A 19670-nucleotide genomic window follows, 5' to 3' on the forward strand; every position below is an offset into this window, starting at 1 on the left:
GGCCTGTCGCGGGGTGGGTGGGATGTGGGGATCAGGCCGGGCCTCTTACCCCGTTCCGAGCCGGGGCAGACGCGCATTATGCGCCGCCTTTTCAGGACTGACATTAACATTTTCTAGGACTTAAGCGAATAAGCCCGGCAAACGGGCCGCCTCAGAGATGCCCGGCCTGCCGAGGTATCGAGGGGACCTAGGGCGCACAGGCCGGGCTCTTACCCCGATGGCCGCGGGGCAGAGAGGGATTATGCGCCCCCTTCCAGCGGTAGGCATCCACGTTTTTAGTGGTAGCTAATGAAAAGCCCGCCCCAGCTAATAAGCTTAACGGCGGTGGTGGATATCGCTAGGCTCTGCTCCGCTTAGAGAGCGAGCGCCATAGGTCCGTCTCATCGGTTGTGCCGTCAACGAAAGCTTGGAACACGTCTTTAGCCAGATATTCCCGCTGTTCGCGATCCTTCTTGGCTAGACGCCGCTCGTCGCACAACCGGCTAAACACCCGCTGGAGCATGTCCAGGTCAGCGGGCCCGTAGACGCCACTGCAACGCGACAATGACATGAGCGCCGCCCTTCTGCGCGGCGTGCAGATTATTTCATAAAAGGGCACGAACTGCGACCGCTTTTTATTAGCTACGCCTAAAATTCTGATGCCAATCGCCGAAAGTTATGCATAATCCACGCTTGCCCCTCTGCCCAAACGGGGGCATGGCCCGGCCTGTCTACCCCAGGTCACCCAAACCCCGCAGGCCGGGCCCCATGTCTAAGCCGCATCGTGACGCGCCGACTGACCAATCTTCTGTTTGTGCGATGGCTGTCCCGTCCATTTTTTCCACCCAATAGGGGGTGTTAAGAGGTACGCGTTCAAGTGACCTGTGGATTGTAACTGGCTGTTGACATCAACTGGCCTAGAGTTAGTTCGCGCTAGCCCTGCTTGAGGAGCCGCGCCTCGCGAAGCAGCGAGCTCGGATTATTGCCAATTATCTCGACGAGCTCGCGCGCTTGCGCTTCGGTGATGCCGGTTTCTCGGATTAGGAATTGCACCCTAGATTCCTTGTGAGCCTGTGCTCGCTTGCCAAGCTCTTGCTTGATTTCGGCCATACGAGAAGTCCCCTAGTCGCGCCAAACGCGATTGGGCCGAGTTTTGTTCCCGTGAAAAATTCGCTGCAGCTGCTGAGCGTAAGCGGCGGCTCCGGGGAAGCAGGAAGGCTTATCATCGAGGACGCAATAGCCCCCACATCGTTTGTAACTTTTCCAAAAGCGCGTATGTTGGCCTTGTGGCATCCGGGCGGCCCCTTGCGCCGGCCGCATTGTGGAGGGGAGCTATGGGCGCTGGGAACGGGCATGGGTCACTGGGCCTCCAACCCGGCGAGTATCTGGACCATCATCTGGAGTGCCCCTATTGCGGCACCATCCGGCTAAGGCTCCCCAAGGACGCCGAGCCCTCGACGCCGATCAAGTGCGACGATTGCGGCAAGTATCTCGGTATATGGGATGAGCTACAGAGCGATTTCGAGCGCCAGGGCGGCAACAGTGGCGCGTTCCGCCTCGATAAGGGGCGCATCCAGAAGCTCGGCTAACGCGCGTTCGCCCGCCGGAAATAAACGAAAGCCCGTCGCAGCTATTGAGCGTAAGCGACGGGCTTTTTAGGTTGCCACCAGGCGGCTACATCTGAAGGGATCGACCACCTCTGGCCGAAACTCACGAGCGCGTGATCTAGTTCCAATTTTAGCAACTGCTTGACGACCGGATTACGCGAGCTTCACTGGATAGAACTTCAGATCTTCTCGCACCTTTTTCGCGCGAGTGACTGCACTGTCTGAGCGCGGCCCTAAATGCCTCGGCTGCCAGGTCGCATTTGCACTTGGATGGACCATTGCTCTGAATCACAATTTCGGCCTGCCTGGTTGTCAAACCGTGCTTTGCCGCAAACTCGTTCAGGTCGTAGGTTTCCGTCCAGCGCGACCGCTTCAAACCTTGCATTTTACCTCCGGGGGTAACGAAACTCGTGAGAAGCAACGCGGGACTGCTGAGAAGGTTTCCGATCCGAGGAGCCTAAAAGAAGCGCTTGCTGCTGTCCAAACGCGGCACCTTTGACGTCAGGATTCTGGAGCCTGCCTTCGCTATGCCATGACTCTGGCGCGGGCTCCCAGTTTACATTTGCTATTTTCATCCGGGCCGAATCAACGACATAGTGAGCCAGGGCCAATCGCAACGCAGTTTGCTGCCTCTATGGCCCCTTCCCCTCCGACGACCGTTCGACGCACCCCGAGCCCCCGCCCTGTTCGGCGGTCGTCGTCTTTTTCCGTGCTACAACAAATGAGAGCGACGCCGTCCCGTGCGGGTGTAAGGTACGGTCGTCGCCCGTACCTCTGACGGCAAACGGGCGCTTGGAAGTCAACTCAGGTGCTTTCGCCCAACTCTGCAGGGAGGAAGCAATGAGCAAGCGCTCTGCAAATTTCATTTCCGCTTTTGAATTCGACGTTATCCGAGAAGCCTTCCGGCGTTCGGTCGTGGAGGACTGTCTTCCGCGAGAACAATGGGAAACGCGCGCGGGTGACCTTGTTCGCAGCTTCGTAGGCGTTGAAGCTCCGGCCGAAGTCCTCGCCGCATTGCTCGATGTGACAGAAAAACAAGGAAGCCCAGGTTAGGTCGGCTCGACGGGCCTCGAAATCGGGGGCAATCTGGGCAGCGACGGTACCGGCGCCGTTAGCAATCGGCTGTGTCGCTTCTTCTCTCGAAGTCCTCCAGTGTCGCATGGCGGAGCGTGTGTTCGCCGCGAAGGAACTTTACCCGGCCGGTGATGCCTGGCTTCACCCACTCGACATCATCGGCGAAGGCGCTGGGCACCCTCTGCGCTGGCTTCGACGCCCTGGCCTCTTGGACACGCTGCCACAGCCGTTCCCTGAGGCCGCTGGGCAGCGTCACGGCTGCTGTGCCGGCATAGCGGCCACCCCGCGCCATGATCGCCGCAGCGGGCTTCCCGGGCTCTCGCTTAATGCCCAGCAGTTCGAAGTCGCCGACCTCCCAGCATTTCGTCTTTACCCAGAAATCCTGCTTGCCACTGCGATAGCTGCTGGTGCGCCGTTTCGACACCATGCCCTCGAGACCCATCTTCTCAACGGCTGCAAAGAAGGCAGCGCCGTTGCCCTCGACATGGTCGGAATACTGGATGATGCCCTTGGCCGGCTTGATCAGATCCCAGAGCCTTGCCTTGCGCTCGATCAGCGGCAGAGCACGAAGTGCTCATCGTTGAGATAAAGAAGGTCGAAGGCGACGAAGGCGAGCAGCTCGGCGTTCCAGGTCATGCGCGAATGCATCTCATGGAAGTTCGGCCGCCCGTCGGGCTCCGGCGCGATCATCTCGCCGTCGATGATGAAAGACTCCGCTGGCAGCTTTTCTGCCGCGGTGACGATCGGCCAGTAGCGCTGGGACCAGTCATGTCCGTTTCGTGAGAATGCCCTCACACCTGCCCAATCGCGGACGAGCTGGGTGCGGAAGCCATCGTACTTGATCTCATGCAGCCAGTCGTCGCTGACCGGAGGCGTCTCGACCTGGATAGGCTCAAGCGGCTTGATGAACTTCAGCCGGTCACCTGCGTTACGCATGCACATTACCCCAACCGCGATTCAAGCCGTGCACGGCCATCCGGTTCCGGAGCATTTTAGCGAAATTGAATGAAGACACCGATCAGAGCGCGCTGGGTCGATCCGACTAGGCTTTCTGACGGTGCGCCGTTTGCTCATCGTTCGCAGTCACTGGCGCATCCACCCCGGTCGGGTTCTCCGCATTCGGCGGCTCTTCCAAGGGGATTGCCTCTAGAAAGGCCCTATGAGCCTCGTCGGCGGCACAGATGTGCTTTCTTGGACCGGAGGAACGGCGCCATATAGCATCAACAATTTTCGTCCGACGCGCGCTCTTCGGCGGGTCTTTCGGAAGATCTGTTTTCTCCCTAAAGACAACGTGACAATGGGCATCTTCGCCCATTTCCGGGGAGTTCTCAGCATAGACCTCATATACGTCATTGGCCGCGCCGGCCGCCGCTGACACGGGGAATTCGTAATATCCCACGTAGTGAACCGTGTCTTCTAACGGGACGATCGCCTGACCTTTTTTCTGTGCCTCCTCTGCCCTTCGCTGGTTGCTATTCGCTGCTGTTCGGCATCCGTACGCGTGTACGTCGCCCTCCGTCGGGAGTTTGGCGCGCCAACCAACCGAAAGAAGCCAGGTCTTGGGCGTGGTCTTTGCTTTGGGCTCTCTAAAATAGAACAGCTTTTCGAAGGCAAAAGATCCCGGTTCGCCTTCCTTGGAGAACTGGGGAAATATGGCACATCTCGCGACGACTTCACTGCTGCCTAACAAAGTCGGTTCCGAATCCGCCATACTGCCCCGCCACTTTCAGAAGCCCCACAATCGACGGTTCGTGCAAAGACGAATGGTCAAGGATTTCGCTCGTTGTTGAGCTTGTCCGGAGCAGCGAGGCGACCCCTTCCGAGACTGTAATATATTGCCGATCAGAGCCGCGCGCCCAGCTAAAGGTCACCGATTCTGAATCGTGTGAAAAGACCTTCGGGACGCCTATCCCCATTATATACAAGAGGGAAAGCGTAAAATGAGCCTCTTCAGCAGTAGCTGCATTGATATGATAGTCCTCATCGACGGGAAGCGCGGCCATAGTCTCGATCGCGTCGTACACGTTGACGAATGCTGCGCGGCGGAGGAGGTCTGTTAGATAGCCGTCAGTAGAGGTCGCCGACGAATAGCGAACGATCCGAGGAGCAGCGTCATACGGCGTCGAAGCTTCGGCAGCAGTGATTGCGCCGGCAGTCAGGATCCCTACGGCCACTCCGAGCACCAGAGCAGAGCTCGCCGTCATAATGCGATGACTGCTTGGAACATCCAGGGGATAAGTTTCACCCTGGAAAAACGGCGTCAGTCCGCTCATTTGACGTCTCCCAGACTCTCAAATCCAACGCATCGCTGCACAACGCTACCCAACTTCTCAAGCACCGCAATCTGACCTCCAGCATCAAACGACTTGCCGAGATTGGGGACCGTATTGATATCTATAAGATAGGTAACAAAGTACGCCAAGCCAATCGGGCCGGGAGTGAGTGGAGCCGCCGCATTGAAGGAGAATTGCTGGTACTGAGCAGTTTCCGCCGTCCATCGAAGAACGCGATTGATATCGTACTGCCCTAGATGAACTGTCTTGTTCAGTTGGAATGAGAGATCAGCGGCGCCACGCAGATTGTTGTTGACGCCGAGGATCCTCGCAAATTCGTCCCCAAAGCCAGCAGGGTCGGGAACCCGCTTCGCTAGCTTCACGATGAAAGACTGTCGGTAGGTGCCGGAGCCCGTGAACTGGCAGAATGTTTTTGCTCGGGTGAGGCCTTCTAAAATCACTGCGAAATCGGTAAAGGCCGGGAAATGGGTGGGGTCGTTCGAAGTCGGTTCAATGAACAAGTCGACCCGACCGGGGACGGCTTGAACTCTAAACTGAGTTGTTCCCTCGGTTGCTGACGCAACGGTGATTGGCACTGGCGAAGCTGGGGGCCGCTGTCTCTGCACCTGATCGGGCATGAGCCCAAAGGTGTTTCGGAAAGTGGCCTCAATTTCTTTTGTAGCCGCTTCCTCCGGCGTAAACCAAGCGAACTGCAACGCATGGATTTCGTTAAAGGTCGACAAAGAATCCCCCACACCGTCGCCGTTTCCCTAGGCGAGTTTGTCCTATTACATCAAGTCGGCATTAGCAAATCATGAGGTTTTAGGCCGCAAGTCGACGTTTTTAGAAAAGCCCGCTGCCGAGGCAGCGGGCCAAGTGGCGAGGAAGTGAACCGGGACTTGTTCACCCGTCTCAGACAACGCGGTGACGTGGTCCATGCCGCCTACTGACGTCTTAACGAGCCGCTACAATTTTATCGGCCGGCGCCGCCTAAGGGATCGGGTAACAAAAAAGAGCCCCACCGGCCGAAGCCGGTGGGCAGACTGGAAATGATGGCAGGCGATTACAAGGGAAGCGCCTGTGCTATCTGAAGGTAGAGCAGCACCCCGAGAGCTCCGGCCAATAGGAAAATCAGACCGGTCAGAACTTCGGAAGCGGTGCGCGGCAGCCTCACGGCTTCGGTCCTTTCAGCTGGTCGACTATCTGCGTCAATGCCAGTAACAACCCCGCAACCGTGAGAATGATCCACATCGATGTGGAGCCCAGCCAGCGCAAGCGCGTCCAGAGTTGAACAACGGCGAACCCAGCTTCGAAATGGTCCTCATCCAGATCGAGGAATTTATCGAGCCTTTCGCGCCGCAGAGGATCCAGCCGGCCGGCCCAGATAAGGGCCTCGCGCTGCTTGCTGTCGAGGCGATCGAGCCAGAGGATCGTTTCCGGGTCGAGTTCGCGAAGACGCTGGGGGAACCCTCCGCTCATTTCACGAGCGCCTGGATGGTATCGCCCTTGGCGTGGTTGAGGCGAACGCAATCGCCAAGCCGGCGGCGATCTTCCGCGTGCAGCCGTGTCTCCTCCTCCGTCGAGACGAAACGATGGGGGATGTCGACGACGCCGAGGCAATCCTGCATCACGCTTGGGTCGACGTGTGCCGTCGGCTTCGGCACCAGGCTATCGACCGATGGCGTCGAGGCGCTCTGACACCCCAGCAGAGATGCCATCAGGCTTGCAGCCAGAAGGATTGGTCGAAACGGGCGGTGCATTGTCTTGGTCCTTCTGCCCGCGCACCAGCTCGGCTATGCGGCCGGCGTCGCTATGCTGCTTGTCGATGTAGGCCTGTGCCGCGGCGTCGATGTCCTGCTGCCGCGTCTTGGTGTCGGCCGCTTGGGCGATGGCGGCGAGCTTGATCTTCTCCTCCCAAATCGCGTCCTCGGCCTGTTGGCCCGCGGCATATGCTCGATCCACGCGACCGCCGACGAGGCCGGTCAGCTTCGGACCGACATAGGGAATGTCGCGCAGCGGGCCGAGCGGCAGGCCCTCGTAAAAGAGGATGATGCCGGCAGCGACGACCAGCGGCAGGCCGAAGCGGCTGGTGCAAAAATTCCAGACCGGGCCGAGGACGGCCAGCACCGGCGCGATGAAAGCGAGCATCATCGGCTTGCGCCAATCATGCACAGCGCCTTCTCCTGCTGGCGCCGTTCCCATAGGCCGCGTAGCACCCTATGGCCGGCTTCATCGAACCAGGTCAGCGCCTGACAGCCGCCGGCGACGTCACCAGCGTTGAGGCGGCGCGTTGCGGTGCTCTTGCCCGCCCCGGCAGCGCCGACGTTGAATGCCAACGAGGTGTAGGCGGCATCGCGCGTAGCAGGCAGGCGGACGTTGATCGTCTCCGTCGTGAAATAGCGGTGTAGCCCGGTGCGGTGCGCGGCGGTGTCCTGGCGCAGCAGATCGAGCGCCTGCTGGTGCGTGATCACCATGCCCATGTGCACATTGGCGGTATGGCCGAAGCCTATAGTTGGGACGCCAACGGAGTCCCTATAGGCGACCAGCTTTTCGCCTTCCTTCTTGGCGATGAACGGCACGGCGATGTCGAGCGTCTGTGCCTCGGTCGCAGGACTGCCAGCCAAGGGGCTTGCGCTCGAAGGCCAGGCGAGCAGAAGCGCCAACGCGAAGGCGATCGCCGCCACGGCAATGATGCGGATCCATTCCTTCCATGGCGACAGTCCCTGCTGGTAGACCCGGCCAACAATGCCGGCGAGCAGCAGGAGCACGCCGAGCCACCATGCGACGTTTGGGTCATAGTCCTGGCCGGTCACGCGATACCAGAGCTCCGGCAGCACGAGCACGGCGAGGCCGAACACCTGCATCCAGAAACTCAGAGACAACAGCACCACGCGGCGCACGTCAGCGACGAGACGCATAACACTTCCTTTCCGCCCTAGAGGGCAGCTTGATCAGATGAGAACGAGGACTCGAGTCGACGCCGGCGTGCGTGCCCGCCGTCAGAGCAGCGCGGCGGCCGTGAAGAACGCGTCGATCTGGGCCGACGTGTAGCCGAGCGCGGCGAAGCCGGTTTCCAGCATCGGCTCGTTGCGCACGAAGCTTCCACTGTATTCGAAGGCGTCTTGCACCTCGACAGGCTGCGTTCCGATCCAGGCGATGACCTGGGCGCGCAACCCGGCAACGCTTAGCTGGAGGTGGAATTGCCGAGCCGACACGCTTTCCGGGACAACGGCAGGCGGTGCCGGGGGAGCGCTGAACGCGCCATTGGTATAGGTGCCGCCGATATAGCCCGGCTCCGCGAGCGGGACGATCGTGAAGCCGTCGAGCGTGAAGGTCGGGTCGCCCTCGATGATGTTCACGACGTCGGTGCCTTGGATGACTGCCAGTTGCATGAATGCGATCCTTATTTGAACTCGAGTATGAGAACGACGCCGGGTGCGCCGGCACCGCCAGCGCCGGCGCTGTACGAGCCGCCGCCGCCGCCAGCGCCGAATGCCTGCGCAGCCGCGCCGGCGTTGTGGCCGCCGGCGGTCTGGCCGCCCGCGCCGCCGCCGCCCCAGAAGCTTGCGCCACCCTCGCCGCCTTGGGAGTTGCCGGTCGCATTGGTGCCGGAGCCGCCGTCGCCGCCACCAATGCTAAGCGTGCCTGTGCCGGGGACGCCGCCGCGACCACCAACGTTCTGAGAGGCTGCCGCAGAGCCGCCGTTCGCGGTGACAGTGCCGAACGCGGATGATCCACCTGCGGCGCCAGCAGCGCCGCCCGAACCGATTGTAACGGTCTGTGCCGAGACACCGCTCATGAGGAAGATGCTCGTGCCACCAGCGCCGCCGCCGCTTTCACTGCCGCTGCCGGTGCCGGTCGTGCCGCCAGCGCCGCCGCCCGTCACGAAGACGATTGCACGGCTTGCGCCTGCCGTAGGCGTATAGGTGCCCGAGGCAGTCTTTACCTGGACGTTGACAAGCGAGCCGGCAGCTGCGGTCGCCGCAGCGGCCGCAGCAAATGCCGTGCTGGCGATCTGCGCGCTATTCGTGCCTGCCGCTGCAGTCGGCGCGGTGGGCACGCCGCTGAGTGCCGGGCTCACCAGCGTCTTGTTGGAGAGCGACTGCGCCGAGGACAGGTCAGTGACGATCGTCGTGTCGATCGCGAACTGCGTGCCCGCCAGGACGAGGCCGTTGCCGGCTGTGTAGGAACCAACGCCCGCCGTCTGGGCGAACGTGATCGGGTCGGTCCCAATGACCGGGTTTTCCTTGGCATTCTGCGTCCAGGTCGTGGCGCCCTGCGTCGCTCCACCCGTCACGAAAGTCTGGTCGCCAAGATCGATGTCGGCGGAGAGATTGTAGTAGGTCGCACGCGTCAGGACGAAAGGCGCGCCGGCGCTACCGGTCGCCGTGACCGTGTAGATGCCGTTCTGGAACGACGAGGCCTGGTTCTTGACCAGGATCACGTCGTTGAGGTTCGCGGCTACGCCATCGACGGTTAAAGCACCGTTGGCAGAGGCGGTGAGCGTGGCACCGACGCCGGATGCTCCGTTGGCATAGGTGACCGTCGGAAGCGCGGTGGTCGTGGCCAGCCTGGTCGCCGGCAGCGTCGTGGTGGCGAAGATCGCTGCCTGCACATAGGCCGTCGTTGCCAGCTTGGTCGAATTGTCGCCGGGCGTCTGGGTGACGGCGGTCGAGGCCGAGCCAAGGGCAACGGTCGGGTTTGTGGCGAAGACAAGCGGACCGCTACCGGTCTCGTCGACCATCGCCGCGGCGAGCTGGGCGCTCGTGCCGCCGGCAAGAAAGGCCAGCATGTTCGCGGCAAGGCCCGAGACGTCGCTGATTGCAGGCTGCGCAAACGTCGGGTTACCGCTGGTATCGACACCCGTCCCGAACTGATGGGGAGGAGCGGCCGCAGATTTTACGCCACCAAGGGCCACCGGCTGCGGCGTGGGTAGATCAGCCCCGATCAGCGCTCGGAATGCGGGCACTCCACTTCCGAAGGCTGGAGTAGCCAGGATGAGGTTGGGGAGCTGCGATGCGAGCGAGATCCCGCTGTCAGCAAGGGCAGTGCCGCCGGTCGTGGAGAAAACGGGAATGTCGCCCACCACGGAACTCGAAGGGCCAACGATAGTGCCGTTGGCGATCGGTCCGATCGTTTTCCCGCCGATCTGAAAGAAGAGCCCAAAGATGGTCATCCAGATCTGGCCGTCGACCGGTACTCCCGGAGCAGCGCCAGGAGGGATGCTGAATCCAGCGCCGTCGGACGTAGAGGCCTGGGTGTTGAGCGGCCCTTGCATCGTGTCGCCGCCCCGGTTCACCGGGGTATAGCCGAGCGCGTCCTGCTTCTGTGAGAACAGATAGCTCCACTGGCCAGCGGTCAGGACATTGCCGTAGCTGAAGGGATTCATTTGTCCCAATCCGAATGTGTGTGAGTGGTTGGCTTAGGCGAGGGTGACGATGCCGCGATCAGTCGAATTCGAAGATGACGACCACACCGTTGCCGCCGGCCCCGCCGGCGCCGCCGCCGTCGCCACCACCACCGCCGCCGCCGAGAGAGCCCGGACCGCCGGGTACCTGGACGCCGGTCGAAGGCGTTGCGCCGCCGTAGCCGCCGCCGCCCCAGAACGAGGTGCCCCCGCAACCGCCTTCATGGCCTGAACCAGGCGAGCCGCCACCGCCGGGCACCAAGAGGGTTCCGGCGGTTCCGGTTCCCACCCCCTGGCCGCCCGCTCCAAATGAGTTGGTGCCGCTGGAAGAACCGCCAATGCCGCCGGTAGCGACGGCAAGAGCGCCGAAAGAGGTTGTTCCGCCGGAACCGCCGATGAGATCGGAACCGGATGATGGATTGGGGACGCCGCCGGCACCGATGGTGACGGTCTGCTGCGAGACCGGGCCGAAATAGACCGCCGTTCCGCCCGCGCTTCCGCCGCCGCCGGTGAAGCCGTTTGTCGTGGCATTGCCGCCGCCTGCGCCGCCTGCGCCCGTGGCAAAGACGAGCATGCTCTTGGCACCGACCGTGGGCGTGTAGGTTCCGCTCGCCGTCATGACGCGCATGGCCTTCATCGCGCCAGGGAGAATTGTGGCGAGCGCCGCTAGCGTGACCTCGCGATCCGCACCGTCCGACACCACATGCAGCGGAAGGCTGTCGTTCAAGGAAAGTGCTCCGGTGGGTGCCGGCAAACTCGTGATGCTCAGCGAAAGGACCTGCTGATCGGTCGCGGCAAGGCCCGCGTTGGCGGCTACGGTCACAGCCGGGTTAAGCAGACGGAACGACGTCGTTGCGTTGTTGAACTCCAGTATGCCGGTGGCACTCCCTGGCCATTGCTTTGCCGTCAGCGCGGTCCCGTCCATGTTCACGATAGGATGGGTGCCCAGCCCGTCAATGTTGCCCGTCATGGCGCCGTTGTTGTCGAAGGCGGCCTTCTGGACGACGAAGATCTGGCCGTCGACATAAGCGCTCGGCCCCGGCAGGACCGTGGCGGTGCAGACATTGGCCGAGCCCGCATCGGTACCGACCATGATGGGCGCGGATGCGGCTCCGATGTTGACCCAATTCGCGCCGCTCGTATCAGGGTCGGACGTATTGTCGTCGGCCGTGCTCAGCCAAACGACGCCAGTCGCCGCGCCAGCCAGCAACGCGCTCTTGGGATACCCGCCGATCGCTGCCGAGAAGGCCGGATCGTAGGGGACCAGACCGCCTGCATTCTGCCACTGCGACCATTGCGTGATCTGCTGCAGAATGCCGTTCATGTCCTGGCCGAACGGCGGCACGCCGCCCGATCCGACCGGCAGGAAGTTGAGTGGCGGAAAGCCGTCGGTCAGTGAGGCCGCGCCATTCACAATCCCGATCTGCGAGCCGAGCGGGATGGAGCGGATGTAGCTCGGGCTCGCCGAAGCTCCCCAAGCTACGGGGAACTTGGCAGGCAAGGCGGAAAGCTTCATGGAGGGACCCTTAGATGATGACGACCGACGCCTTGACGCCGGTCGGCTTCGGCAAGACGCCGGAGTTCTGGACGATCGCGAGTTCGACAGGGGTCAGCTGGAAGGCGAAGGTGTAGGTCATCGCCATCGTCTCGATCGGCGAGCCCGCGTAGAACGATGCCTGGTTGAAGCCGACGGAGTTCAGCGATTCCTCGAAGCCGAACCATGTCCCGTAATTGCCGCCCTCGGTAACGTAGGCGTTGCCCCTGTTGGGGAAGAGGCTGAGCAGGATCTGGTTGATCGCCGGAATCGAGCCGTTGCTGATGTTGGCTGCAGCCTTGGCGAAGATGAGCCGGCGGTATGCCTCGTCCGACAGCGCGAAATTCGAGGTGAGCGGAGCGCCGGAATAGAACGCGCCTTGCCCGAACGGATCGGCTCCCGGCTTCGCCTCATCGAAGCCGAACCAGTTCCCGGTCGTGACCTGCAAAACCCGGCTGACGCCGACGATGCGGCCCCAGACGTCGAGCCCGTAGCCCTGCGCCGTGTCGACGTTCCAGATGTAGTCGAAGAACGCATCGAAGTTGGCCGTCTGGTCGAGATACGAGAAGATGTTCCCAATCAGCTGCGTCAGCGTGGGCGCATTCGCATACTGGCTGATGACAGTGCGCCAAACGTCGAAAGGCGGGAAATCGCCGATCGGGCTGATGCCAATGGCGAATTGGCCAAAGCCGTTCGGTATCCCGGCCGGTGGCCTGGGATAGGGAGGTCCTGTGTCTTCCATGATCGATCAGGTTAGGGTGACGAAGATGTCGTTGGGGGAGATCGTCGGCACCTGGTCGATGTCGACGGCGATGTCGAAGCGATTGGGGATCGCGGCCGTCATGGTCTCGATTGACACGTTCTTGTTGTTCGAGACGACATAGGTACCGGTGCCGCCCGAGCCGGTGCCGAGCGCGGTGATGGTGGTGCCGACGGTCAGCGCGCCGGTGGTGTCGGAAATGATCTGCCCGACCGCCAGCTCCCCCGACGCAACGGCGGAGACCGTCAGTATCGTTCCGGCGATCTGGCCCGTGAAGACGGCGCTGGGGTTGTTGTTCGAGCCTACCTCGATCGAGATGATCTGCGCCCACGAGCCAAGGGCAGCCACGGGCGCGTAGAAGCGGCTCGCAAATAGCGTGGTGCCGATCTTCGCGCGCGGCCCACCATCGCCGCCAGCAAAGGCGCTGACGATGGCATTCTGGATTTGCGTCGCGGCATCGGCGGGGACGAGATGCGTGTTGACGATGTTGACCGCGAACAGGATCGCCAACGGATCGGGGATCTCGAAGCTCACCCGATAAGCAGGGTACGGCGGGACATAGCCGGGGCTCTGGTCGTAGACCGTGACCGTCGTATTGCCGTTGTATGCGCAGCCGGGCGCTTTGCGCGACCAGATCGCTTGCGCGACATCGTCAGCATCGCCGCCGACCACCGCGACATAGAGCGAGTTCGGATAGATCGAGACGCCGCCGATCTGCTGCACGTCATTGCTGGCGTTCTCTGTCACGAACGCGTCGATGACGTTCGGCACCGCCAGCATCGCGCCCAGGACCGACGGAAGCGAGCCCTGCGAATTCAACGCGACGGAGGCAGCACGGCGCGCCTCGAAAGCCGACCGGCTCTCGACATTGTTGCCTAGCACGCCGTCATCCGGGTTCGTGATCGAATCCCATCCGGGGATCGCTCGAAAAATCTGGTCGAGGCTTCCGGCAGGGCATGGGATCGGCCCGACCACCAGGCACTCGAACGGCAAGGTGACAGTGCCGTCGACGCCGATGACGCCATCCTCGGTGCACAGATACTGGTTGCCATCTTCGGCAAGGGCCAACGAGCCCGTCGGGATGGCGACGCTCGGCAAGCCACTGCAGAGCGCCTGCACGACCGTCGGCTGGGCCGGGTTGCGCTCGATGAAGTAGATGCGCGCGATCGCATCCTGCATCCGGCCGGTCGCATAGGCGGGATCGACCTGGTTGGTGAAATAGAGGAACGTCGAGTTGACCTCGTCGATTACCGCCGTCTCGCTGCTGGCGAGCTGCCCTTGCGGCGTGTTCAGCGCGGGATTGAGGACGCCGCCGAACGCGCCGTTGATGTCCTCGGTCACGCCCGCCAGCACCTCCGCGGCCGACGGGATCAGGAACCCCGAGTCCGTCCATTGCGGTGGGGGAACGTTGGTGGTGTCGACCATGTGCTAGAAGCTCGCTGCGGTGGTGTTGCCGGCCGCGTCCGTCACCTGCACCTGGCCGGTGACAGTCCGATCGGTCCAGGACTGGATGAAGGTCTGCGCCGAGACCACGCCAGGCACCGTCAAGGCGGCACGATTGAAGTACGCCTTCATGAGCGAGACCGGCGGCGCCTTGCCCAGGATCTGGTCGAAGTAGGGAGTGCCCTGCGTGGTGTCGTAGTAGAGCTCGCCCGCGAACAGCCTGATCGCGCTCGCCGCGTCCTGCGCCAGCGCGTAGGGCTCGTCGGCGACAGCGATGTTGCCCGACGCGTCCGCCACTAAGTCCCAGGTGTCGGTGTCGAGAAGGAGCGTCTTCATGTTCCGGGCTCCGGTGGGCCTGACGTGCCGCCGCCGGGCTGGACGTTGGTGTGAAGATGGTTGAGCACGCTGATGTTCTCCCCACCGGCGCCGGCGATGACGTCGCCCGTCACCCGCAGCTGCGCGGTGGTGATGGTGACGGAGCCGGCCGCGAACTCGATGATCTGCCCGTTCTTGTCGAAGAGCTTGATTCCGCCCTCGGTAAACTGGACGGCCTGGTCCTGGTTGGCCGGATTGGCGATGGCCCCCTGATAGATGCCGTCCGACATGTTGCCGCGCCGGAAGCTGCCCGGGTTTGACTGCGCTCCGCCGTTGGCTTTCAGCGCCGAGATGTCGCGGTCCGAGATCGTCATGTGGCCGATGTCGCCGACCTTCGGATCGTTGATGATGCCGTTGGTGCCGCCCTGGTTGCGCATCGTGGCGATGCCGTAGATGACGCCGTGGGGCGTCTGGTTGCCTTGCCCGTCCGTCTGATTGATCAGCGGCATCACATCCACCGTGGGCGGCGCGCCGACGCCGCCACCATGCACCGCGGCGACCTTGACGGGGATGCCCGTGCGCGCCTGCGCCAGCTCCTGGCGAATGAGGAAGCGCAGCCGGTTGATCTCGGCGGTGTCGTCAGATGTGGTCTGCTGACCGAAATAGCCTTGGCCGCTCATGCCGGCGCCGAGGCATCAACGGCGATGCATTCGAGGAGCATGAACCACTTTCCGTGGGGCATCATTGCCTCCAACTGATACTCGAGGCGGTTGACCTTCCATGTGCCGTTTGCCGGCGTCAGGTCGCTCTGGATCTGCACCTTGCCCTGATACTTCACCGCCGGATTGTAGAGCGCGCGGACCAGCACGAAGGCCTGCTGGAAGAACGGGTAGCCGACCATGCCGGTCTCTGCCGAAATCAGAACCGTGTCGCTGTTTCGCGCCTTGCCCGGTGGCGTGATCACCATCGTGCCGCGATCGATGCCGACGTCGAAGCCGCCGTCGCGCGCGATCGCCAGCATCTGCGTCCATGCCGTGCCCGGATAGTAGGGGTTGGCGAACTTCACCTTGACGCCAGCGTCCTCGAACGCGAGGCCCATCTGCCCCGCGAGAGATTTCATCATCTGCGAGGCGTCGCCGGAGCCCTTGATGCTCAGTGGCGGGATCGGCTTCGCGGCATGGAAAACGCCCGGGAGCGAGCTGATCCGGAAGCACACATCCGGCATCGCCTGCGCGTCGACGTAGGCATAGACGATGGCGCCCGTCCACACGACGTTCTGCCCGGTCTCGTCGTCTCCAGCGAGCACCGAAATGCCGTTCTTGTACATCTGGAGATACTGTGAACCGACGGTGGATAGCTGGTTCATCAGAGCGAGCGGCAGGCCCCAGATCGAAATTTCCGCTTGCCCGGAGCCTTGCCCGGCGTTGACGATGTTGCAGGCGACGCGCAAACCGGCGACTTCTGCGGTGTTGCCGCCGCCTTCAAACTGTCCATTGGCGAGTTCGAACTCGACGGAAATTCGCTTCTGGCTGAATGCCATCCGATCACCGCCTCACATGAAGAAAGTTACGACCATGCCGAAAGTCCTTGCCGCCGCGACCGCCCTCCTGCTTTTCACCGTCGCGCCGGCGCTGGCGAAGCCGAACAAGGCCGCGCTCGAGAAGACCTATCTCGACCTGAATGAGCAGTGCCGCGGCGGATCGGGCGATGATCCCGACACCATCAAGGCTTGCGACCAGCGCGAGGCGGTGGCGGCGCAGTTGAAGCAGCTCCACACCTGCTTTGCCGGCGACCGGTTCAAACGCTGCAACTGATCAGCCGACGCCCGCCGGAAGCTCGCTCGCCGACACGTAGGCGAGGCTGTAGCGGGTGCCGAGCCCGGTGTAATACGGGTCCGTGTCGCCCTGGTTGTCGATGAAGAGCAGATCGCCGGAGAAGCCGAGATAGAGAGACCGGACGATCCGATTGAGGTTCTGGCAGATCACCCCGCCTATCACGAGCACGTTGTCGACATAGAGGTCGATGAACAGACCCGTGTTCTTCTGGTAGAGGCTGATCTGCGAGACCTGCCCGTCCAGCGTCACGCCGACCGCCTGGTTCGGCACCGCCTGCAGAGGGATGATGACCATCAGAGGCGCCCGGCCGGTAGCCCAGACGACGTCTGGAATTGCTCGAGCTGCGCGCTGCTCGCCGGCACGGTCTGGACAGTGCCGCCGTTGACCTGAGATGCCCCGCTTGGATCCTGGGTGTTGGACATAGCGGCGCCGGCGGCTTGGCGCACTTCGATCAGCCAGATATCGACCGACAGAAGCCCCATCCCCTCATTCGAGCGCCGGCTGTAGTCGTAGTGGGTGATGTTGCAGGAGAGATAGACCGCCTCCGGCGTCACCACGTCGTAGAGGTTGGTGTCGCCAGCGACGGCCGCGATCGAGGCCAGCATCGCAGCGCGGTTAGCCGCCGATCCGCCGGCCGTGAAGCGGAGCCGCGCATCGTAGGGTATCTGGACCTTGTCGTAGCTCTCGAAGGTCCCCTGCTCGACCGGGAAGTCAGAGATCGACCATTGCTGGCGATACTGCACTTCAACGACGTTGTCGGCGACGATCACCGGCACGCCGCCGAAATAGATGCCCCACGGTTGCAGGCCGAATGCGCTCGACAGCAACCCGAAGGCATCCTGGGTCAGAAGTTCAAGAATGCCGGCCATCACGCCAATCCACTATTTGCCTGCGCGGTGAAGAGACGCCGGCTGAGCGCGTCGTTGATGTCGGCCGCAACGCCGTTGGCATCGGTTGCCTGGCTGTGAACCTCGACCTTGCCGATATGGGCCTCGACCGAGCTGGTCGACGTCGTGGCTGTGTGGGTGCTCGACATGTTCGACAGCGCCGCCGAGGCGGCGCCAGTGTTGATGGCCTTCATGCCCCGATAGGTTTTACCGGTGTAGGCGTCCATGCCCGACCAGGCATTGTAGCCCTCGGCGCGTTCGAACATCGAGGCACCGGTTGCGCCCTGCGCGTCGGTCTTGGCATTGCGCAGCATGCTCCCGGCCCGGCTCTCGGAGCCGTTCAGTTCGGACAGGACGAACTGATACTGCGTCTCGGCATCGTTCCAGTCTTTACCGCGCGCCTTGGCGAAGGCCATGAGGCGCGCCTTACGCGACCCGAGCCACTGCGCCACACCAGACGCGCCGATGCTGTTGACGGTCGAAGGGCCGCCGGCCGCCTCGACATTCATCCAGCGCGAGATGAGGCCGCGCACGCCCGCATCCGACAAGCCGCCGGCCGTGAGGGTCTGGTAGGCCTGCGACTGCCGCTCGGGCGTCCACCAGCCTTGCGTGCCGCCAGAGGCCCGCTGCGGGCCACCAGGACCGGTGCCGCCCACCATGCCGCCAGCGAGCGCTCCAAGCTTGCCCGCCGAGCCGCCGGTGCTGCCGGCGCCGAACAGACTGCCGATGCCGCTGACCAGGTTGCTCCAGAAGCCGCCGCCGTCGCTCTTCTGGTCGGCGATGGTGACGGGAAGCGGATTGCCCCTCGAAACGGGCTTGCCGTCGACGGTGGTCTCGCCGGCCCGATGCGCATGGTTGCGCGTCTGCGGACCGCTGCCATCCCAATGCTTGAGAGCCGTTATCTGGTCGAGTTCGAAGTCGGGTGGGTTATAGCCGCCCGTCTTTTGTTGGGTGTCGCCCGACAGGCTCAGCATGGCCAGCCAAGGCGATAGCCTGCCGAAGAGACCCACCAGGCCGGCTCCTGCACCCGTGCCAGTCGCGACTCCGCCCCCGGCACCCGCGAGCATTCGCATGTTGCCGAGAACGCGGAGGAACTTTGACCCAAGCCAAAGCCCGAACAGGATCTCGGTCGCGTGCACGATGCCGCCGAGCCCATCCACGACGTCTTTCGCGCCGTGCGCGAAATTCTGCATGCCGGCGCCGACCGCGTTCCAGTCGATCTTGTCGAGGAAGTCGATGAAATGCTTCACGGCGTCGACGATGCCGGTCCGGATCCAGTCCTGGTTCTTGTCGATCCAGGCCGACATCTTTGCCGCCGCATCGACCAGCACCGGGCCGAGCTTGTCATAGATGGCGTTGGCGAGCGCGATGATGTGCTGGAGGAGCTCGGCCCAGCTCGCTTGCAGTTTCTGCGCGGATTCGATGGCATCGTTGCTCGGCGACAGGCTCTTCTGGAGCTTGTCGAGATAGACGTCGATGCCCGCGCCCATCTTGTACATGAGCTGTTCGGTCGCCGGGTCGATGCCCAGCGCCTGTGCGACATTGTGCGCCGCGCCGCCGTCGATCTGGTGCAACCTCTGCAGAGCCGCTGCGACATCCGACAGATAGCGATCGAGCCCATGGTTGGGGTCGATCCGCATACCGGTCCAGGCCTGCAACTGCGAGAATTCGCGCGGCAGCGCCTCGCCGTTCTTGTTGAGGTTGTAGAGCTGCTTGTTGACGCGCTCCAGGGTCGACGCGGTGGCGTCGGCCGAGCCGCCAAAGCGTTCGGCCGCATTCTCCCAGGCCGCGATGCGCTGGGGCGATTCCCCCAGGCTCGACGCGAAGCGGCCGAGCGAGGCATCCGCATTGGTGAGCTTGCGCACGAAGTCGCTGAGCGCCTGGCTGCCGGTGATGACGGCGAAGAGTTCGAGCACGCGTCGCGTGATCAAGTTGACGGTCTCGGCCGCCTTCTTCGAACTCTCCTCGACGTCCTTGCCGCCCTTGCGGAAGGCGTTGACGGTCTTGAGCCAGGAATCGGCCGTCTTCTTCTGGCCGTCGTTGAAGTCCTTGGGATCGAGGCCAAGCGTGACGATCAGGCTGTCAATGACCGTTGGCATTCTCGTCCCTCTTTCTCAGCAGCATCAGGTTGTGGGCGTCGACCATCGCCACCTCGAGAAGGTCGTGGACGTCCTCGATCGACAACCACTCGTCTAACTCGCGGAGCGAGGTTTTGCCCTTTGAGAGAACCTGACCGATGGCTCGGGAGACATTGCCGTATTCGAGGAGGCGGACGCCGGCGACTGTGTCGAGATCGATTTCGACTGGCCGCCGCCTGTAAAAAAACTGACGTGAAGGTTGATGACCTCCTGCCGGAGCTGGATCAGCGTCGCGATCTCCTCGACGTCACCCTCGATCAGCGGGCGCTGGATGGCCGGGTTGCGCGGATCGGGCTTGATGGTCACGCATTCCATCATCTCGTCGAGCAGCGGTTCGGCATCCTCGAAATCGATCTTGGTGATCGCCCGTATGCCGACGATGGCGATGCCCTGCATGCCCATGCCGGCGAAGTCGTCG

General features: G+C 62.7%; 25 protein-coding genes. 3 read left to right on the plus strand and 22 right to left on the minus strand.

Annotated features, from left to right (window positions below; genetic code table 11):
- Window positions 1-912: 912 nt before the first annotated feature.
- A complete protein-coding gene (locus EOA79_RS32825; protein ID WP_164747113.1) occupies window positions 913-1089 on the minus strand; it encodes a hypothetical protein in 177 nt (58 codons plus the stop codon).
- A gap of 224 nt (window positions 1090-1313) precedes the next feature.
- Here EOA79_RS32825 and EOA79_RS17605 point away from each other — a divergent pair, with 224 nt between their 5' ends.
- Window positions 1314-1568, plus strand: a complete 255-nt coding sequence (locus EOA79_RS17605; protein ID WP_127242323.1) for a hypothetical protein — start codon at window positions 1314-1316, stop codon at window positions 1566-1568.
- An 858-nt stretch (window positions 1569-2426) separates the two neighbouring features.
- Window positions 2427-2639, plus strand: a complete 213-nt coding sequence (locus EOA79_RS17615; protein ID WP_127241874.1) for a hypothetical protein — start codon at window positions 2427-2429, stop codon at window positions 2637-2639.
- Between the two features lie 58 nt (window positions 2640-2697).
- Here EOA79_RS17615 and EOA79_RS34125 read toward each other — a convergent pair whose 3' ends face one another.
- The 17 genes from EOA79_RS34125 to EOA79_RS17695 form a co-directional block, all read right to left on the minus strand.
- On the minus strand, window positions 2698-3222 hold the full coding sequence (locus tag EOA79_RS34125) for a hypothetical protein (RefSeq protein ID WP_348626935.1): 525 nt from the start codon (window positions 3220-3222) through the stop codon (window positions 2698-2700).
- Window positions 3213-3596, minus strand: a complete 384-nt coding sequence (locus EOA79_RS34130; protein ID WP_281010227.1) for a hypothetical protein — start codon at window positions 3594-3596, stop codon at window positions 3213-3215. The genes EOA79_RS34125 and EOA79_RS34130 overlap by 10 nt, the downstream gene beginning before the upstream one ends.
- Before the next feature lie 106 nt (window positions 3597-3702).
- Window positions 3703-4371 (minus strand): hypothetical protein, encoded by a 669-nt coding sequence (locus EOA79_RS17625; protein WP_127241875.1) that lies wholly within the window; start codon window positions 4369-4371, stop codon window positions 3703-3705.
- Window positions 4334-4933, minus strand: coding sequence for a hypothetical protein (locus tag EOA79_RS17630; protein ID WP_127241876.1), 600 nt, complete (start codon window positions 4931-4933; stop codon window positions 4334-4336). Before EOA79_RS17630 ends, EOA79_RS17625 begins: the two co-directional genes overlap by 38 nt.
- Window positions 4930-5676: a hypothetical protein gene (locus EOA79_RS17635; protein WP_127241877.1), complete on the minus strand. Its 747-nt coding sequence runs from the start codon at window positions 5674-5676 to the stop codon at window positions 4930-4932. The genes EOA79_RS17630 and EOA79_RS17635 overlap by 4 nt, the downstream gene beginning before the upstream one ends.
- 427 nt (window positions 5677-6103) lie before the next feature.
- Window positions 6104-6412 (minus strand): hypothetical protein, encoded by a 309-nt coding sequence (locus EOA79_RS17640; RefSeq protein ID WP_127241878.1) that lies wholly within the window; start codon window positions 6410-6412, stop codon window positions 6104-6106.
- Complete coding sequence (locus EOA79_RS17645) at window positions 6409-6597, minus strand: hypothetical protein (RefSeq protein ID WP_127215458.1); 189 nt, start codon at window positions 6595-6597, stop codon at window positions 6409-6411. Before EOA79_RS17645 ends, EOA79_RS17640 begins: the two co-directional genes overlap by 4 nt.
- A gap of 4 nt (window positions 6598-6601) precedes the next feature.
- Complete coding sequence (locus EOA79_RS17650; protein WP_127241879.1) at window positions 6602-7105, minus strand: hypothetical protein; 504 nt, start codon at window positions 7103-7105, stop codon at window positions 6602-6604.
- Window positions 7081-7851 carry a lysozyme gene (locus EOA79_RS17655; RefSeq protein ID WP_127241880.1) on the minus strand — a complete coding sequence of 257 codons (771 nt, stop codon included), beginning with the start codon at window positions 7849-7851 and terminating at the stop codon, window positions 7081-7083. Before EOA79_RS17655 ends, EOA79_RS17650 begins: the two co-directional genes overlap by 25 nt.
- Window positions 7852-7932: 81 nt before the next feature.
- A complete protein-coding gene (locus EOA79_RS17660; protein ID WP_245460830.1) occupies window positions 7933-8325 on the minus strand; it encodes a hypothetical protein in 393 nt (130 codons plus the stop codon).
- 11 nt (window positions 8326-8336) lie between these two features.
- Window positions 8337-10322: a hypothetical protein gene (locus EOA79_RS17665; protein ID WP_127335705.1), complete on the minus strand. Its 1986-nt coding sequence runs from the start codon at window positions 10320-10322 to the stop codon at window positions 8337-8339.
- A 58-nt stretch (window positions 10323-10380) separates the two neighbouring features.
- The gene (locus EOA79_RS34135) at window positions 10381-11856 is read right to left on the minus strand and encodes a hypothetical protein (protein ID WP_128293129.1); all 1476 of its coding nucleotides are present in this window, start codon (window positions 11854-11856) and stop codon (window positions 10381-10383) included.
- A 10-nt stretch (window positions 11857-11866) separates the two neighbouring features.
- Entirely contained in the window at window positions 11867-12616 is a 750-nt protein-coding gene (locus tag EOA79_RS17675) for a DUF2612 domain-containing protein (protein ID WP_127335320.1), read from the minus strand.
- 6 nt (window positions 12617-12622) lie between these two features.
- Window positions 12623-14059, minus strand: a complete 1437-nt coding sequence (locus EOA79_RS17680) for a baseplate J/gp47 family protein (RefSeq protein WP_127335319.1) — start codon at window positions 14057-14059, stop codon at window positions 12623-12625.
- A 3-nt stretch (window positions 14060-14062) separates the two neighbouring features.
- Window positions 14063-14413: a hypothetical protein gene (locus tag EOA79_RS17685; protein ID WP_127239339.1), complete on the minus strand. Its 351-nt coding sequence runs from the start codon at window positions 14411-14413 to the stop codon at window positions 14063-14065.
- Window positions 14410-15072 carry a hypothetical protein gene (locus EOA79_RS17690; protein ID WP_127239338.1) on the minus strand — a complete coding sequence of 221 codons (663 nt, stop codon included), beginning with the start codon at window positions 15070-15072 and terminating at the stop codon, window positions 14410-14412. The genes EOA79_RS17685 and EOA79_RS17690 overlap by 4 nt, the downstream gene beginning before the upstream one ends.
- Entirely contained in the window at window positions 15069-15932 is an 864-nt protein-coding gene (locus tag EOA79_RS17695; RefSeq protein WP_127239337.1) for a hypothetical protein, read from the minus strand. Before EOA79_RS17695 ends, EOA79_RS17690 begins: the two co-directional genes overlap by 4 nt.
- Before the next feature lie 16 nt (window positions 15933-15948).
- Here EOA79_RS17695 and EOA79_RS17700 point away from each other — a divergent pair, with 16 nt between their 5' ends.
- Window positions 15949-16206 (plus strand): hypothetical protein, encoded by a 258-nt coding sequence (locus EOA79_RS17700; protein WP_127335318.1) that lies wholly within the window; start codon window positions 15949-15951, stop codon window positions 16204-16206.
- Here the strand turns inward: EOA79_RS17700 and EOA79_RS17705 are convergent, their stop codons facing one another.
- The 4 genes from EOA79_RS17705 to EOA79_RS32830 all read right to left on the minus strand — a co-directional run.
- Window positions 16207-16521: a hypothetical protein gene (locus EOA79_RS17705; protein WP_127239336.1), complete on the minus strand. Its 315-nt coding sequence runs from the start codon at window positions 16519-16521 to the stop codon at window positions 16207-16209.
- Window positions 16521-17096, minus strand: coding sequence for a phage baseplate protein (locus EOA79_RS17710; RefSeq protein ID WP_127239335.1), 576 nt, complete (start codon window positions 17094-17096; stop codon window positions 16521-16523). The genes EOA79_RS17705 and EOA79_RS17710 overlap by 1 nt, the downstream gene beginning before the upstream one ends.
- Window positions 17096-19213 carry a phage tail tip lysozyme gene (locus tag EOA79_RS17715; RefSeq protein WP_127335317.1) on the minus strand — a complete coding sequence of 706 codons (2118 nt, stop codon included), beginning with the start codon at window positions 19211-19213 and terminating at the stop codon, window positions 17096-17098. Before EOA79_RS17715 ends, EOA79_RS17710 begins: the two co-directional genes overlap by 1 nt.
- 93 nt (window positions 19214-19306) lie before the next feature.
- Window positions 19307-19670: hypothetical protein (locus EOA79_RS32830; protein ID WP_206639251.1), on the minus strand; the 364-nt coding region annotated here is incomplete at its 5' end.

This window comes from Mesorhizobium sp. M1A.F.Ca.IN.020.03.2.1, from assembly GCF_004023205.1.
GTDB lineage: Bacteria > Pseudomonadota > Alphaproteobacteria > Rhizobiales > Rhizobiaceae > Mesorhizobium.